The organism is Nitrosomonas sp. Is79A3, assembly GCF_000219585.1.
Classification (GTDB): Bacteria; Pseudomonadota; Gammaproteobacteria; order Burkholderiales; family Nitrosomonadaceae; genus Nitrosomonas.
In genome coordinates this window covers 3140752-3158288 of the sequence record NC_015731.1, presented here as the reverse complement: position 1 = coordinate 3158288, position 17537 = coordinate 3140752, and the positions used below count along the sequence as shown (strand labels likewise).

Genomic DNA, 17537 nt, shown 5'->3' with positions numbered 1-17537 from the left:
GAATGCGGCTGTTAAGGAAACTCTGATTAAGTCCCAAAAACTTGTAAAATACGCGGTAGATTGTAACCACTGCAAGGGAATGCATTGATGAAACAATTAGTATTGTCGATTCCATTATTTATCAAGAAACCAAAAGTAACTCGCCGGCAAAAGTTTCTCGAAGAAATGGAGCAAGTGGTTCCATGGGTAGACTGGACGAATCGGATCGCGCCGCACTATCCGGTAGCAGGTTTGGGACGCAAGCCATTTGCGTTGGAAGCGATGCTGCGGATTCATATGATGCAGCAATGGTTTGGTTATTCAGATCCGGCAATGGAAGAAGCGTTACATGATGTGCCGATGCTACGTGAATTTGCAGGACTAGATGCGGGAGAAGATGTTATGCCTGATGAGACGACGATCCTCAAGTTTCGCCACCTGCTGGAGAAGCATCACTTGGCACAAAGCCTGTTTGCTGAAACAACTGGGCGGTTAGCGCAACAGGGATTATTGCTGCGTCAGGGCACGATAGTTGACGCCACGCTGATAGCGGCTGCGCCATCGACCAAGAACCGGCAACGCAAACGTGATGGCGAGATGAGTTCGACTAAGAAAGGCAACAACTATTACTTTGGATTAAAAGCACACATAGGCGTAGATGCCGATTCCGGCCTGGTGCATAGCCTGGAAATTACCACGGCCAAAGTGGCCGATGGCAACATGATTGATGCGCTGGTACATGGCGAAGAGGCAATTGTATTGGGTGATCGGGCTTATACTCGTAATGATCGCAATCTGGAAGCGCAACGACAGCCGGAAGAGCCGGTCTGGGGTATGCCATTCAAACGCAAGCGCGGTGAGGAATTGCCAGCAGAACATGCCGTGCTCAATCGTATGCTAGCTTCACTACGCGCAAAGGTTGAACATCCGTTTCGTATTGTCAAAAGACAATTTGGTTATACCAAAGTCCGTTACCGAGGATTGTTCAAGAATGCACAACAGCTTTATCTGTTGTTTGCCTTGGCTAATCTTTACCATGTCCGTAAGGTGTGGATGCCAACCACGGGATAATTCCGTCCAATATCCCTGAAAATCAGCATCAGGGGACAGAATAGTATGCAATCTGCTAAAAATTACAGTTATTAATCGCACAATAATGCCTATATTAGCTACTTTACCGATAGCTTTGTCGACAAAACTGGAATAAATAACTTAATCAGAGCTTCCTTAACGGTACGAGTGGAATAAGTGCCATTCAATGTTTTGATGCATCCAGTCAGCATTCCCGGATTGCGGGAGAAGTAAAAGGATTCGATCCGAGCACTTTTCTGTCGGCTAAGCAGGTGGAACAGACCGATCGATTCACGCAACTGGCGCTAGTCGCCGCCAATCTGGCGCTGGAAGATGCCGGTAGCCTTGAATCCTATGCACCAAGACGCCTAGCCGTTAGCTTGGGATCAGGAATGGGCGGATTTTCAACGTTTGAATCCTCTGCCGCGCGTAAGCTTCAGAAAAAATCCATGCCGCCCTTTACCGTTCCCCGCATCATGGCAAACTCCGCCGCCGCCTGGATAGCCACTCAATACGGACTGAAAGGTGTGAATTTGATGTGCAGCACGGCGTGTTCCTCGGGTGCGAATGCAATCGGCATGGGGCTTGATCTGTTGCGCACAGGAAAAGCGGATGTTGTCGTTGCAGGCGGCGCGGAAGCATGTGTGTTGCCATTGACCATGTCGGGCTTTGAAGCGTTGTATGCGCTATCCACCGGTTTTAATAACGATCCGGCGCGTGCGTCACGGCCTTTTGCCAAAAACCGAGATGGATTTGTCATGGGAGAAGGCGCGGGCATACTCATTTTGGAAAAAGAGGAAGAAGCGCAACGGCGGGGAGCCAAAATCTATGCCCGGCTCGCTGGCTACGGTTGCGCCTGCGACGCAGCGCATATCGTGATGCCGGATAGGGATGGGCAAGTGGCGGCCATGCAGGCCGCTCTGCAGGATGCTGGCATGCAGCCGAAGAGTGTGGATTACATCAACGCACACGCGACATCCACACCACTGGGTGACGTCGTAGAAACCAAAGCGATTAAGCAGCTTTTCGGAGAACGCGCGCAAGAAATCGCCATCAGTGCCACCAAATCGATGATCGGGCATACCATCGGCGCATCGGTTGCGATTGGCAGCATTGCAACCATCATGGCGTTGCATACCGGCACAATACATCCAACCATCAATCTCGATGAAGCCGACTCGGAGTGTGATCTCAACTACACTCCCAATCATGCTGTCGAGACAAAATCGCAAACCGGCCTATGCAATGCCTTCGGATTCGGCGGCAACAACGCCAGCATCGTCTTTACAACTCTTTAACACAGGTACCAATCAAAGTATGGATACAGCAGACCTCGAAGCGAAAGTCATCGCATTTATTGCCTCAAAAGTTGAAAACATCGACGTTTCTACGATTACCACCGCATCAAAATTTGGTGAACTCGGACTCGACTCGATGGATACCATCCAGCTACTGTTTGACGCGGAAGATACTTTTGGTGTTAGTTTTGACGGCGAAGAAGTCAAAGGTCTCAGCAGTGTGGGGGATATTATTGATTATATCAGTAAGCATCCGCCGGCGGGATCGTCGTGAAATATCTTGGCGTTTCGAGAATTTGTTGTAATTCATATTACGCATGAATCAGTTCGAAGAGCTCAGTAGGGCGCAATCAATATTGCGCCGAATGAAGTTCGCAGGGAAAGCGACTGGTTACTCAAAAAAATTCAGTACAACGCGCTTTGCTTATTATTACTTTCAATTTTCTCGTAACCACAATCAGATGCTTGATTGGGTGTAGTATACTGGTGTTGGGGTAATTGACAACAGTGTCATGTGTTGGTATACCTTACAACATGAAATCTACCGAACTACTTCGACAACGCATAGTATTGGCTGAGAACAAATTCGCCGAACTCGTGCTTTGGCGGCTTACCCAGCCGTTGGCAGAATCTGAACATACTTTTAAGTACCGTCTTGCCTATGTGGTTAATGGGGAATGTGTTCTTCGGTATGACAACGAGGCAGGGAAAGGCGATCATCGGCATTGGGGCGAGAAGGAAACCGAGTACACGTTTTCCACCCCAGAAAAGTTATTGGCAGATTTTCAATATGATATCGAGAGGTGGAACTATGAAAACAGTGATTCTTGACGTTCGAGATCCAAAGGAAGCGATGGCTGACTTTGCCCAAGCCTGGAATTCGAATAAGCAACAAAAATCGGATCGAATCAGTTTTGCATCACCAGAATTGCTGTGGAAAGTGTTGACCGCAAAGCGGTGGGAGCTTCTAAAAGCGCTTTGCGGTGCGGGCCCAATCTCAATTCGAGAGGCTGCGCGGCGTGTAGATCGTGACGTTAAAGGTGTGCACGGAGATGTCGTCGCGCTTCTCGAAGCGGGTCTACTTGATCGTACTAAAGAGGGTGCGATCGAGTTTCCTTATGAGGCTGTGAAGGTTGAATTCCTATTGCGGGCAGCTTAGTTTTGGCGCAGGGAAGCAGCCAAACAATGCGTTTAACTAAAATTCATCTCGTTGAATTGATCAACGATAGTTTTGCGGTGGCACTCAAATCTGTGGAAATTTCACCTGCGGCTAATAGCCGAGCTTGAAGCAAACCCGGAAGCTGGTTAATCATGGAACATGTCAATTTGCACCTTAATGATGATTCTGGCTTTCCCGTCTAAAATTCTTTTTAATGAGCAGTTACCGGCCGGGCCACGTAGGCGATACGCGCCGCGAAATGGGGCTTATTTATTTGGTAGGGTGACAATTCTGATAAGCATGTTTTTGATGCTAATGACGTTATCAGGTTGTGTACATCAGAAGTTTGTTACTGAATCCTATCCTCGCTGGGGGGATGAAAGCAGTTTTTGCCAACCTGGTGGTAATGTGCCACTAATCCTGCGGACCCTTGTTCCGTCAGAATCCGCTAAAGCGCCAGCCTGTGTATTGCTGGTTCACGGCATGAATGAACATATCGGGCGTTATAGCGAAGTGGCGCGTTATTTTTCCCGGCAGTTTTTAGTTACAGGGTTCGATTTTTACGCGCACGGCCTGTCCAATCCGGTATTGCAACAGGCGGATCAAGCACTTGCGGCGGGTGCAGGCAGACAGGAGGTTAGCGACGCTTTTCTGGCGCAATCATTGTTGCATGATCTGGAGCCGCTGCGCAGGACTCTGGATCTGGCACTCAGGCAGACGATTGCGCTTTGTGATGCACAGAGTGATTCGAAACGGCCTGTGTTTATTGTTGCGCACAGCCTGGGTGCTCTGGTTGCTGCTTCTTATCTGATGCAATCCCAGAAAGAAGATGATCCGGCCAAGCGCGTGCAGGGTATTGTTTTTTTGGCACCGGCTTTTGCTGTCAGCGAACCACCCGGTTGGCGTGGCTGGGTGGCAAATCCATTGATCAAGCTGTCTTTTCATGCTGAAACGCATTTTATGCATCCGCAGAATGAGCCTTTGCCACTGTTACTATTCAATCAATTGTTCTCATTGATAACGGTGCCCCTATTAGATGGCATGTTCGAAGTGTTTTCCTGGCCGGGTCTGCGAAGTTTCATGACACCGGTTTCACCGGAGTGGGTGACGGATTATCTGACTGATAGTGAAGCAGAGAAAGCGCGCTTACGCGCCGATAATTGGATCGTCCGCCGCAGCCTGTTGCGCTACGTGAAAGGTATTGAAGAAGAGGTTGTGCGCTTTCGCCGTAAAATGGATCAATTCAAAATACCTTATTATTTGGTTTATTCGGAGCATGATCCGATTACACCAGCTTGGGGCAATGAGGATTTCTCTCGTGCTACATTGAAGAATCATTCCGATAACGAAGTCTTGGCGCTGCCCAATCTTCATTATCACCAGCATCTGTTTTTAAAAGAACCTGCGCGCACTGAGCTTCTGATGAAGATTGAAAAATGGATGGATTTCCGGTTGAGTACTCTGGAATGATAGGTTCTGATCAGCGATTTCTGGCCATGAAAAATTTAAGCGGCTGAAAAAACTATTTGCGCTGCCGCTGTAGTGTTAAAACTGGCTTAAAATGCAAAATCATGTAGAGATTGCCCTTTCTCACCTAATTTTTCTTGGCTATGTCACAATTGATTGTTGAAATTGACTTGAAAAATTACATTATTTATTTTTAATCAATTAGTTATATTTCTTCATCGCTATCAAAAAATCATTTATCAACAGTGAATTGGAAAATTCAACAATTAACTGCTACATAGCCTTTTTCTTGGTATCGGCTGCCCCGAATATAGATTTTTCAGAAGCCTGCTAGAACGCAATAACCTGTCCAGCCTTACACTAACCACTAACGTTTCATTTTTGTGACAATACTCACAACGCGCTGATTTTTAGTTAAGTATACTTTTTGAGTAAGCTCTAATTAGGGTTCCGATAACAACAAACAACAATTTGGAGAGCAGTATGAAAAAACTACTTTGGATTTTCTCATCCGCAATGATGATAGTATTTTTATCGGGCTGTGCGCTAACCTCGACGCAGAAAGAGGCAGCAAGTCGTTTCGCACAAGCATCTGCGGACATTGGAGATTTTGCTGCGACAGAATTTAATCATTTTCGAGCTGCGACTATTGATATGAACGTTACTAGCATAGCGATTCATGGAAAAGCAAAGTTGCTTAACGATAAAAATGAACCAAATCTTGATGAAGCACTAAAGCCAGAATCTGTTATCGAGCGTGTCAAGTCGGCTCAAGCATTATCGAGTTATGGAAAACTGCTATTGTCTCTGGTCACTGAAACTCAAGAAGCTGAGTTAAAACAAGCATCGAATAATTTTGTGAATAGTTTTAAATCCGTGAGCGGAAAGAAGCTGAGTGACGCCCAATATGAAGGACTTGGTCAGTTAGTACACGCTATCGGTTCATTTTGGGTGGAAGCCAAGAAAGCTGAAGCTGTTAAGAGCATAGTAAAGAATGCTGGACCGGATATAGACAAGTTATGTGATTTGCTTATAGAGGATTTTGATAAAGTAGGGCTTCATAATGCTCAGGGATTTGATGCGACGATTTCGAATCTTAGAGCCGATGCCGACATCGCATTGGCAAAAAGCACAAGCTATACGGATCGCCTCATCGCGATTAATGGATTTAAGCAGGCTTTTGTAGAAAGAGAACATTTAAATCATATATCTAAAACAGCTATCGCAACGCTGACAAAATTGAAAGCCGCTAACGTGCAATTGAAACAAGCAATCGAGAGTAACAACCTTTCGATTGATGATATCAAAGCCGTAGGGCAAGAAATGAACAATTTAAGATCCGCCATCAATGCCTTAAGTAGCAAATAATAATTCACTGAGTAGTTTAACAATATTAACAGGAGAGTCTCAATGTCCAACACATCTTTAGGTGCAGAATTACAACAACTATCTCATTTGCTTGAAATACTTATTATTAAGGAACCTGATATTGGCAGAAAAGAGCAGCTCAGAGAGAAACTTCAAGAAGTATTGAATATAATACGTGAATTAGTTGATGCAAACGTTGCCGCAGCTACTCAAGAGTATGCCGAAGCTCGTGAAAGTGTCGAGCAGGTAAATGCTAAAATTCTTGTAGCAATTCAAGATTTGGCAAAAGTTGCTGAAACTATAAATAACCTTTCTAAGGAATTGGATATATTAGAGAAATTATTAAAGGCAGCAAAACCTTAAGATCGGTAGCTCGGGGGAGTGTAATCCATGTTGCACCGAATGAAAACATTCGGTGCAACATAATTATACTGCTGTCTATACTTGCTCTTTATCGGTTTATTCAGAAAATTTTTAAAACCCATTATATCGGTGTTCTTTGTCAAAGGAAAACGTTCCTTGCAGGGATGTTTGTATATCCGGAATATAATTCCGGTAATGCAAGGTTAAAAGTATTCCCAAAAATTCAAATTTTCGAACATATTCTTTGTGGATTATCTGTTTATCGCATCTCGTTACTAAGCTTCGTTACTCGCAGAAAATACTTCCTTGCATATCATATCGGATATATTCTTCATCATCATTTTTTGCGCGTGCTTTGTTTAGCACTGTGGAAGTGCGGTGATTGTTGGTGCCACCTATCGAGTTCACTTATATATGGTCAATATCAAAAAGAGTAGTTTTAAATAGAATACGGGATGATAGTAATGATGAAAGCAACATTATTTGATCTGATGCAACGCATACCCGGCAAAGCGAGTGTGGAATGGCCGATGGGTGAGCCGTTTGCTCAGGCGTTTGCGCATGGTTCCATGTCGGTCGAGTTATATGTACCCAAGGGTACCGATATACAAACGCCGCACGATCAGGATGAGCTGTATTTTATCCATTCCGGTCATGGCGAATTTGTTGTTGCCGGTGAGCGGCACAAATTTGAGCCGGGTATGGTATTTTTCGTGGCGGCCCACGTCGAACATCGTTTCGAGAATTTCTCACCGGATTTTTCTACCTGGGTCGTGTTCTGGGGCCCCAAAGGTGGTGAATGAAAATTCTATCCTCCATTTTTTGAATACTAAGATCACGACACATGCTCAAATTGTATGGTTATAAACAATGCGGTACTTGCCGCAAGGCGGAGCAATATTTGCAACAAGCTGAGATTGCTTACGAATTTATTGATATCACAGAAAATCCGCCAACCGGGGTGGAACTTGCTGCCATTGTCGAGTGCGCCAATGTTCCGCTGAACAAACTCTTCAATACCAGCGGCGTGCAATACCGCGAATTAGAAATTAAGAAAAAATTACCCGTGTTATCCAGCCGGGAGATTCTGGCTTTGCTGGCGAGCAACGGCCGCCTGATCAAAAGACCGTTGATTATCGACGGAAAACGCGCGACGGTGGGTTTCAATGCAGAACAATTTGCAACAGTCTGGGGTTGATGGCTATAGCTGCCCTCCTACCTGCAGGGTACTGACAACGTGAGGCGCTTCAAGCACTATTCATAATCTTGTAATCATACAAGCTTGCGCTTTAGGGCTCATGCTTGTACTCTTTCGGCCATAGGCGGCATGAACAAGGTTTTATTCCATAACCGGATCAAGCAGGAGGCAAAATTGGCTGATAAAAGTTTTTTAGTGCGCAAGGCGGCGGTACTGGGGGCTGGTGTGATGGGAGCGCAGATTGCGGCGCATCTGGTGAATGCTAACATCGAAACGTTACTATTTGAGTTACCGGGTGACGCGGATAATCCCAACGCCAATGTGATTAAGGCGGTGGAGAAACTCAAAAAACAGGAACCTGCGCCGCTATCGGTTAAAGCCAAAGCAACCAGTATTCAGCCTGCGAATTATGATCAGCATCTTGAATTGCTCAAGGATTGCGATCTGGTGATCGAAGCGATTGCCGAGCGCATGGACTGGAAGCGGGATTTATACACCAAAGTTGCTCCATATCTGGGCGAACAGACCATTTTTGCGAGTAATACCTCCGGGCTATCAATCAACCAATTAGCCGAGGCTTTCCCGGAAGCATTGCGTCACCGCTTCTGCGGGATCCATTTTTTCAATCCGCCACGCTACATGCATCTGGTGGAATTGATTCCGTGCAAAACCAGTGATGCGGATATGCTCGATCACCTGGAAGAATTTTTAGTGACTTATCTGGGCAAGGGCGTGATTCGTGCCAAGGATACGCCGAATTTTGTTGCTAATCGCATCGGCGTGTTCTCTTTACTGGCGACGATGCATCATGGCCGGGCTTTTAATTTTGGTTTTGATTTGGTCGACGCGTTGACCGGCTCGCTGATCGGCCGCCCCAAAAGCGCTACATTCCGTACCGCGGATGTCGTGGGCCTGGATACCTTGGCGCATGTCATCAATACGATGCGCGATACTTTACCGGAAGATCCTTGGCATCCTTATTTTGCCGTGCCGGATTGGCTGCAAGGATTGATTGAGATTGGTGCGTTGGGAGAGAAAGTTAAACGCGGCGTGTATCAAAAAATAAAAAATGAAATCCATGTGCTTGATCGGGTGGCACAAACATACCGTTTATCGGCTGCGGAAGTGGATGAGGATCTGAAACGTTTGCTGAAATATAGCAGCCCGGCGGAAAAGTTTGCTGCATTACACAATAGTCAGCAGCCGCAAGCGCAGTTTTTGTGGTCAATTTTTCGTGATTTGTTTCATTATTGCGCCGTGCAACTGGAAACGATTGCCGATAATGCGCGTGATTTGGATCTGGCGGTGCGCTGGGGATTTGGCTGGAATCAGGGGCCATTTGAAATTTGGCAGGCGGCCGGTTGGAAACAGATTGCCAACTGGATTCAAGAGGATATTGCGGCCGGTAAAAGCATGAGTCAAGCGCCATTACCGCAATGGGTGATAACGATTGCAGAAAGCGCTACGCAAAGTGTGCACACGGCGCAAGGCTCTTTTGCCCCGGCATCCGGAAAAATACAACTGCGTTCAAAACTGCCGGTGTATCAACGCCAGCTTTTTCCGGATCGATTAATCGGCGAGGAAGCAGTTTACGGCGAAACCATCTTTGAAACCGATGCGGTCAGGTTATGGCATACCGGCGATCAAATCGCCATTCTCAGCTTCAAGAGCAAAATGCATACGATCGGCGTGGATGTGCTGGAAGGTGTGCAACAGGCGATCAAAGAAGCCGAGCAAAATTGGCGCGCATTGGTGATTTGGCAAACAGAGCCACCATTCTCGGCCGGTGCTAATTTACAGAAAGCCACTGAGCGGCCTAAACCGGATATGCAGCATGGCAGTGCGCCACCTGCTCCACATCAGCCGCCCACCGCTTTTCAGTCATTCTTAAAGAAATTAAGGAAATCGACCCAGGCGACCGTGCTTCAGGTGGCGCGTGAGCTGGATCTCGCCGATGTGCTAATGGCCAAGAAGCTGGCTGAAGTTGATGGAATGATCAAATTGTTTCAGCAAACTTCGCAAGCACTGCGCTATTCGATGATTCCAACTGTTGCTGCTGTGGATGGGTTGGCATTGGGCGGGGGCTGTGAATTTGTGATGCACTGTGATCGTGCCGTGGCTACGCTGGAAACTTATATCGGTTTGGTGGAAGTGGGCGTTGGATTGTTGCCGGCTGGAGGCGGGTGTAAAGAATTTGCCATGAGAGCTGCGCAAGCTGCCAAAGATGGTGATCCTTTCCCGCAATTGAAATATTATTTCCAGACGGTAGCAATGGCGGAACTGGCGAAAAGCGCCGAACAGGCGAAAGAACTGGGGTATCTGCGCCTTGCTGATATCGTGGTGATGCATCGTTTTGAGTTGCTGCATGTCGCCAAAGCGCAGGCGCTGGCGTTAGCCGAAGCAGGCTATCGCCCGCCATTGCGAGCCCGGGAAATTCCGGTGGCAGGTAATACCGGGATTGCGACGATCCAAAGTCAGCTTGTTAACCTGCGCGAAGGTGGATTTATCTCCGAGCATGATAATCTGATTGCTAGTAAGGTGGCGCATGTGATGTGCGGTGGCGATTTGACACCGGGTAGCCTAGTGGATGAAGACTGGTTCCTGGAACTGGAACGCGCAGCCTTCATGGAATTGCTGGCAACCGAAAAAACCCAGGCGCGTATCGAACATACACTGAAAACCGGTAAGCCATTAAGAAACTAAATTTACGACAGGATTCACTTTAAACGTATTCCAAGATCGACGATCCACGGAGAAACCAATGACTAAGCAAACTCAAGAAGCCTATATCGTAGCTGCTGCACGGACACCGGTTGGCAAAGCACCGCGCGGCATGTTCAAGAATGTACGTCCCGACGACATGCTGGTCCATGTGTTACATGCTGTAATGAAACAATGCGAAGGATTGGATCCGGCAGCGATTGACGATGTGATCGTCGGTTGCGCCATGCCGGAGGCGGAGCAGGGCATCAATGTCGCGCGCGTGGCATTGTTATTGGCGGGTCTGCCAAACAGTGTGGCCGGTATGACGGTCAATCGTTTCTGTGCATCGGGTCTGCAATCCGTTGCGCTGGCAGCGGATCGTATCCGTCTAGGGGAAGCGGACGTGATGATCGCAGGAGGAACGGAGAGCATGAGCATGGTGCCGATGATGGGCAACAAAGTTTCCATGAATCCAGCCATGTTCGAGCATGAGGAAAATGTCGCGATTGCTTATGGCATGGGTATGACTGCCGAGAAAGTCGCCGAACAATGGAAAGTGTCGCGGGAAGATCAGGATGAGTTTGCTTTGACCAGCCACCTGCGTGCCTTAAAAGCCATTGAAACGGGCGAATTTCAACAGGAAATCGCACCGTACCGGGTAGACGAGAAACGTCCTGACCTGATCACACATCAAGTGCATGAAGAGATTGCTGTCAAAGATACGGACGAAGGCCCGCGCGCCGATACGAGTCTGGTCGCGCTGGCTAAATTGCGGCCGGTTTTTGCTGCCAAAGGCTCTGTGACCGCAGGGAACAGCTCGCAGATGTCCGATGGTGCGGGTGCTGTGGTGTTGATGAGCGAAGCAGCGATGAAACGTTTTAATCTTTCCCCGTTGGGGCGTTTTGTCGGGTTTTCAGTGGCGGGCGTACCGCCGGAGATTATGGGCGTTGGACCTATTAAAGCCATACCCAAAGTGTTGGCGCAAACCGGTATCAAACTGGATGATCTGGATTGGATTGAGTTGAACGAGGCATTTGCTGCGCAGAGCCTTGCTGTGATTCATGATCTGGGATTGGATCGCAGTAAAGTGAATCCTTTGGGTGGCGCGATTGCACTGGGCCACCCGTTGGGCGCAACCGGCTCCATTCGTGTGGCAACGCTACTACATGGGCTGCGTCGTCATAAACAAAAGTATGGCATGGTAACCATGTGCATTGGCAGCGGCATGGGTGCAGCAGGCATTTTTGAGTCCCTTTAACAGGCTCTTGAAAAACTGTCTGCGTTGCCGCTGCGGTGTTAAAAACAGACTCAATATGCTAATTTATTAAGCATAAACTGCGTTTTTTCGCCTGTTTTTGTCTTGTATCGGCTGCCTCGAAAACGTTTTTCAACGACCTGTTAAGCACGTAGATCAATATTAAATAAAAATAATGTAACTTAAGGAGAGCTACTCAATTTCTGGTATGAATTTTTATAAAAATTTTGTGAAAAAAGTCACAATGAAATTCCTGTCCAATGTATGTCGAAGAAAGCTTATACAACCTGAATTTTCCAAGAAATTTGTGCTTATTTAAGCGCGAAGGTATCGATCATGTTCATCCCGAGCACAATTAACATTTTTTATTTTAATCCCTTAAGAGAATACCCTATTTCTTCTTAATCATTTCCATACTCGTATAGCCAAACCTCAAGTGAATCGACTTGCACGCCGTAATAAACACTGCACCGCATGCGTATTTGGAATGTCTCTGAAAGCGGTGTGAAACTGAATAATTCATACTTTCAGTAAGCGCTCATTAAGTGCAGTAATGGGCTGCTCCATAAGTTATTGGTATTGTTGTATTTGCCGGAAATATTAATCGGCTATGTGTGAATAATTATAAGGCGGCTTTCATACTCAAGTAAGTAGCCGTCCTATAGGGGGATTTTTTTATAGTGAGTTCACAAGCTTCTTACGATTTACTTTCATGTATAAGTGATTTTGCCGTGCGCATTAATGCGCATGGGGTCATTCAGCAAGCATCCGCGTCGTCACAAGCATTTCTGCAATTGCCTGCGGAGTTGTTGCAAGAGTCTATCGAGTTTTTCATTCAGCCTGAAGATAGAGTGCTATTTACGGAAGCCCGGGAGAAAGCGAAGCGTAGTGGAGAAAAACAGGCTTTAGTTTGCCGTCTCTTACGCCAGCGAGTATTGCCGGTGTGGGTCGATTGTTATGTGTTTCAGTTGCCTGAAGACGAGTATCTCATCGCAGCATTTGATGCGACGCACTGGAAGGATAATGAGAATCAGCTGATTTACCTTTCCACGCATGATGCGCTGACCGGATTGCCTGGCAAAGTATTACTAGACGATCGTATTGGTATGAGTATTCATACGGCGCAGCGGGAAAAGAATTTTCTGTCATTGATCGTTTTAAGTTTGGATGGATTCAGGAAAATTAATGACTTGTTGGGACATGGTATTGGCGATGAATTAATTAAAGCTGTTGCTGATCGCTTGGAGAATTCTGTAAGGCATAGTGACACGGTTGCGCGCGTGAGCGACGATGAATTTTCCTTGATCATGATGGGAGTAGGGCAAGCCAATATTGAATTGATAGCCAGGAAAATTTTGACGGCTATGCAGCGGCCTTTTCGTATTCGTGACCACACATTACACATCAGCGCCAGTCTTGGCATCTCAATGTATCCGGAGCACGGTGATAATTCTTTGCACTTATATAGAAACGCAGAAATGGCCATGTACAGAGCCAAAACATTGGGTAAGAATCACTGGAATATTTATAGCGACCAAGTGGATGATACGGAGAGAAGTGATTTATCACTCGAGTCTGCCATGTATGAAGGTATTGAGAACGGTGAATTCATGTTGCATTACCAGCCGATTTTTTGCGCGCAATCCGGTCAATTAAGGGGTGCCGAAGCGCTGATGCGATGGCAGAATCCGAATCACGGCTTTATTTCACCGATGCGATTTATTCCATTGGCGGAAAACAGCGGTTTGATAAAAATTCTCGGTGCGTGGGCATTGCGCAGTGCTTGTCATCAAGCGAAACAGTGGCAGGAAAACGGTCTCGAAGATTTCTATATCTCGGTTAACGTATCTCCACGTCAATTTGTGCAGGAAGATTTCCTGGAAATGATTAATGGGGCGTTAAGTGAATCCGGATTATTACCGGAAAATTTGATGCTGGAAATCACGGAAGGCGTGTTAATGGATAATCCGCAGAAATCGGGGGCGATTCTGGCTCAGCTGCATGCGGCAGGAATAAAAATCGCAATTGATGATTTTGGCACCGGTTATTCATCACTGGCTTATTTAAAGAAATTTCCGTTATCGGTATTGAAAATTGACAAGTCTTTTGTAGATGATGTGGTTAATAGCGCTGAAGATATGGCTATCGTAGGCACAATTCTGAGCCTAGCAGAAGGGCTAAATTTGCTGGTAGTGGCTGAGGGAGTGGAAAATGATGCGCAATTGGGTTTCTTACGGCAGGAAGGATGTAATCTGATACAAGGATACCTGACAGGCAGGCCGGTAAATTCTGAAATGTTTAGAGAGCAACACATGGCATGACAGCATTAATTTCGATGCTTGAAAATGGTAAGGATGATTTTTTCGCGCTATTGACAAAACGTATGGGCGAGAAAGGTGATTTTCCTGCATTCTCTGAGTCAGTTCAGCATCTTGATGAATTAATGCATGACGAAGATATAAATATTGCAGCAATCGCCAGTGTGATTTTAAGTGACTTTACATTGACCCAGAAAGTGATCCGATTAGCTAATTCAGCCATGTATTCCGGTATGGGCGGGGAGATCACAACGATTACTCAGGCAGCAGTAGTGCTTGGCTTAGATACGATTGCACATATTGCGCTCAGTATCCGTTTTATTGATACGCTTTCTACGGCTGCTCCGGATTCTGCAGAGGCTCGTGAGGAACTGGCAAAAGCAATTTTGGCTGGAGAAGTTACGCGAAATATCGTAACTAAATCAACTTTGGTCAATGGTGAGGAAGCGGTAGTTTGCGCCATGCTACATCATTTGGGCCGTCTCCTGCTGGTATTCTACTTTCCCGAAGAGTGGTCGCAGATTCAGAAAATTGCACGGAGTGGCCAAGCGAGTCATAACAGTGCCGCGCTCGAGGTGATTGGTGTGACGACTGATGAGATTTCTCAGGAAATTGCCAGGAACTGGCGCCTGCCAAAGAAAATTTCCAATAGCATGGCAAGTTCAGCAACCTTCGATGAAACCAGCTTGCCGGGCTCAGCAGACTGGCTTAAGGTTATGGTTAATTTTGCCGGAAGCGTTGCATCTATGCTCGCTAATAATAGTAGCAGAGATGATTTAAATAATTTGGTATCACACTATAGTGAATCATTGCTGATTCCCAGTGAAGATATCATGGATTCGATTGATTTGGCTCAGCGTATGGCTCCAAAGCTTATTGTTAAGTCTGAAAACGGAGGTATTCTTGGCAAGCCAAATGATTCTGATGAGCGGTTGGCGGGCAGTGTGCACGAATTCAGTGTCGCGTTGACCCAAGGAATAGATTTTAATAGCGCACTGAGTATGGTTCTTGAAACCATCTATGCGAGTATGGGGTTTAATCGCGTAGTTACTTTTTTTCGCGATGCCGGGATGTTCAGAGCTAAGGTGGGTTTTGGTAATAGGATGCCGGAAGCATTGCCGGATCTCATTTTCCCCGAGGCTTACGCGGCCGATGTGTTTCATTTGTCGCTGGCGAACAAAGCCGATGTATTTATCCAGGATATTACCTCAAGTAAGTCAGCATCCAGTATACCTGCTTGGTTAAGAGAAGCATTGCCGGATGTAGATGCTTTCATTCTGTTGCCTCTGGCTTTCAATGGCCGTGTTGTCGGTTTAATCTACGCTGACTGGCGAACGGGAGCGCCGGGTATGGTTGAACCCGGCGAGCTTTCATCTATGGGTATGCTTAGGGATTACTTGATGCAGGTTTTGGCAAAGAGAAAATAACCTGAAGTTTTTGTCCTATCAGTTTTATCAAAACATCCTGTTTTATTCTATTTCGCGCTATAACACGTAATAATAATGTCGTTCGGGTTCACATAAATTAATGACCATTGCGACAAAATCAGCATATCAATCTCCGGTACTTTGGATCAAACGATAACAGGGTTTGCTGTGTCGCGACCGAATCTCGTTGAGTCGATGCACTTCAGCGTATTGAGGAAACTATGAGTTTGGTGAAATCAATCTCTGGATGAGATTGAATAATTTATTCACTTCATAACGCTAAATAGAATAAGTATCCGGTAGAATGTTCGTGGCTCTTGTGATTCACATAATTTATGTCAAGCCAGAAAATTGGCTTGATGTTTGAAAACGATCATGAGTAAAGGAGAAGGGTATGTGTTTCTCATTTTCAAAAATATCTCAGTCATCTAAATGGAATTGGGATGGAGAACGAATTGTTCATGATTCCATAGTTCCTTCATCGCGTCCCCCGATCGGACATAAAGACGGCAATTATGATATCGATGTCAGGGAATTTCTGATTACTGAGCGCAATGTCGTCATGCGCCGTACGTTGGAAGTCGATATCAAAAAATTTATCGCTAAATTACCCGGTGCCAGTTGGGATCTTTTTCGTTCCAGAGATACAGGGTCTTTTGATTTCCGTGCCCAAATTATTTCCGAATTCGTTTCCGGGAAAATTGAATATCTGCAATCTGACGGGCTTGATCCATGGCAGTTTCCGGAGGAAACGCTAACGCTTAAATCAGGGGATTGCGAGGACCGCGCATTACTGATTGCTTCCTTATTACTGGCCAGTGGCATTAGTTCGTTTAATGTCCGAGTCGCTTTGGGAAAATTTCGCGTATCGATCAAAGGAAAAGAACAAAATTTTGATCATGTGTGGGTCATGTACAAGAGTGAGGCGGGTAACTGGCAAGTCATTGAACCCGCCCACGCAAAAAAAATCAGAACACAAATAGACGTAAAAGAAGAAATGCCCGAACAGGCTGAATATGTGCCTCTTTATTTGTTCAACGATGTGCATTTGTGGCAGGTGCAGCAGCCATCGGTGTATAAAAAAGACATTGCTAAGGATTTAAAACGTAACTGGTCCAGTCTGCATCCCGAGTTTGCCGGATGGGTTCATAAAAGCCTGCTGAACAAAGCACTTTCGCCGGATATCTGCCCGCCTTGGGTTTTGAATGCACTAAACCGGCACTTCACCAGCGTTTTATGGCAGAAGAATTTGACGGTTGATAGTGTCGATCTGCCCGGCTCGTATGATCCCAGAGACCATTTCGATAATGGGTACATCACTGAAGGCTGGCAGATGGTAAAAGACCGGTTAGCGCAGTTTGAGGTGGAAGGTGTAAAAAACCTGGATGCATTTCATCTTGCAGCTCACTCCATTGCTGATTTTTATGCCCATACCAGTTATGGGCACTTTGGCAAGATCACTAATGGAAGCCTGGAATTATTTGATCCGGAGAACCCTAAAAACAATTTACGAGAAAATCCTGATTACAGCCCAGGAGCGTCCTTTGATTTTCAGAAATTCTCCAGAAACGGTAAAGTCAATCCGGGAACAGCTGAAGATGCTGTGAAGAAATGGCAGGGGGAAATCATTTCCGGTCGCTACGCACAGAAAGCAGATTCTCACGATTTGGCTGAACGGATTACTTTTATTCCCAGTTCTTTATTGAAAGACAAGAATTTTACGAACCGGGGGCTATTGCCGCATCATAATGAAATTGCCGTCGATGAAGATAAACGGGATAAGGAGCATATCCTGTATGCCGATAAAAATACCTACTTAAAACAATACGAGTTGCGCTATGACGCAGCGACAAGACACATTAGGGAAGCTTTCCAAAAACATTGGAAACCCTGATTCTACCTTCAGCTGACTCTGTTGTCATCCGATCAGT

The 17537-nt window shown here is 46.1% G+C and carries 14 protein-coding genes and 1 pseudogene; all 15 read left to right on the top strand.

The features are described 5' to 3' along the window. Positions 1 to 87 precede the first annotated feature (87 nt). The 15 genes and pseudogenes from NIT79A3_RS14755 (at position 88) to NIT79A3_RS14690 (ending at position 17500) form a co-directional block, all read left to right on the top strand. Positions 88 to 1050 (top strand): IS5 family transposase, encoded by a 963-nt coding sequence (locus NIT79A3_RS14755; RefSeq protein WP_013964369.1) that lies wholly within the window; start codon positions 88 to 90, stop codon positions 1048 to 1050. A 158-nt stretch (positions 1051 to 1208) separates the two neighbouring features. After that, positions 1209 to 2348 (top strand): annotated as a pseudogene (locus tag NIT79A3_RS14750) (beta-ketoacyl-[acyl-carrier-protein] synthase family protein); the annotation flags it as partial. A 19-nt stretch (positions 2349 to 2367) separates the two neighbouring features. Beyond that, positions 2368 to 2622, top strand: a complete 255-nt coding sequence (locus NIT79A3_RS14745; protein ID WP_013966951.1) for an acyl carrier protein — start codon at positions 2368 to 2370, stop codon at positions 2620 to 2622. Positions 2623 to 2882: 260 nt separating this feature from the next. Beyond that, positions 2883 to 3179: a DUF6516 family protein gene (locus NIT79A3_RS18420; protein WP_013966950.1), complete on the top strand. Its 297-nt coding sequence runs from the start codon at positions 2883 to 2885 to the stop codon at positions 3177 to 3179. Beyond that, complete coding sequence (locus NIT79A3_RS14740; RefSeq protein WP_013966949.1) at positions 3160 to 3507, top strand: transcriptional regulator; 348 nt, start codon at positions 3160 to 3162, stop codon at positions 3505 to 3507. The genes NIT79A3_RS18420 and NIT79A3_RS14740 overlap by 20 nt, the downstream gene beginning before the upstream one ends. Before the next feature lie 309 nt (positions 3508 to 3816). Next, positions 3817 to 4977 (top strand): alpha/beta fold hydrolase, encoded by a 1161-nt coding sequence (locus NIT79A3_RS14735; protein ID WP_348225639.1) that lies wholly within the window; start codon positions 3817 to 3819, stop codon positions 4975 to 4977. A 480-nt stretch (positions 4978 to 5457) separates the two neighbouring features. Then, on the top strand, positions 5458 to 6342 hold the full coding sequence (locus NIT79A3_RS14730) for a hypothetical protein (RefSeq protein ID WP_013966947.1): 885 nt from the start codon (positions 5458 to 5460) through the stop codon (positions 6340 to 6342). A gap of 42 nt (positions 6343 to 6384) precedes the next feature. Beyond that, the gene (locus NIT79A3_RS14725) at positions 6385 to 6705 is read left to right on the top strand and encodes a hypothetical protein (protein ID WP_013966946.1); all 321 of its coding nucleotides are present in this window, start codon (positions 6385 to 6387) and stop codon (positions 6703 to 6705) included. 464 nt (positions 6706 to 7169) lie between these two features. Next, positions 7170 to 7508 (top strand): cupin domain-containing protein, encoded by a 339-nt coding sequence (locus NIT79A3_RS14720; protein ID WP_013966945.1) that lies wholly within the window; start codon positions 7170 to 7172, stop codon positions 7506 to 7508. Positions 7509 to 7549: 41 nt separating this feature from the next. After that, complete coding sequence (locus tag NIT79A3_RS14715) at positions 7550 to 7903, top strand: Spx/MgsR family RNA polymerase-binding regulatory protein (RefSeq protein WP_013966944.1); 354 nt, start codon at positions 7550 to 7552, stop codon at positions 7901 to 7903. Between the two features lie 129 nt (positions 7904 to 8032). Then, a complete protein-coding gene (locus NIT79A3_RS14710; protein ID WP_348225638.1) occupies positions 8033 to 10606 on the top strand; it encodes a 3-hydroxyacyl-CoA dehydrogenase/enoyl-CoA hydratase family protein in 2574 nt (857 codons plus the stop codon). 58 nt (positions 10607 to 10664) lie between these two features. Then, positions 10665 to 11864: an acetyl-CoA C-acyltransferase gene (locus NIT79A3_RS14705; protein WP_013966942.1), complete on the top strand. Its 1200-nt coding sequence runs from the start codon at positions 10665 to 10667 to the stop codon at positions 11862 to 11864. 728 nt (positions 11865 to 12592) lie between these two features. Continuing rightward, a complete protein-coding gene (locus tag NIT79A3_RS14700) occupies positions 12593 to 14182 on the top strand; it encodes a GGDEF domain-containing protein (RefSeq protein ID WP_348225637.1) in 1590 nt (529 codons plus the stop codon). Beyond that, positions 14179 to 15606 (top strand): HDOD domain-containing protein, encoded by a 1428-nt coding sequence (locus NIT79A3_RS14695; protein WP_013966940.1) that lies wholly within the window; start codon positions 14179 to 14181, stop codon positions 15604 to 15606. Before NIT79A3_RS14700 ends, NIT79A3_RS14695 begins: the two co-directional genes overlap by 4 nt. Before the next feature lie 394 nt (positions 15607 to 16000). Beyond that, on the top strand, positions 16001 to 17500 hold the full coding sequence (locus NIT79A3_RS14690; RefSeq protein WP_013966939.1) for a transglutaminase domain-containing protein: 1500 nt from the start codon (positions 16001 to 16003) through the stop codon (positions 17498 to 17500). The last annotated feature ends 37 nt before the right edge of the window (positions 17501 to 17537 follow it).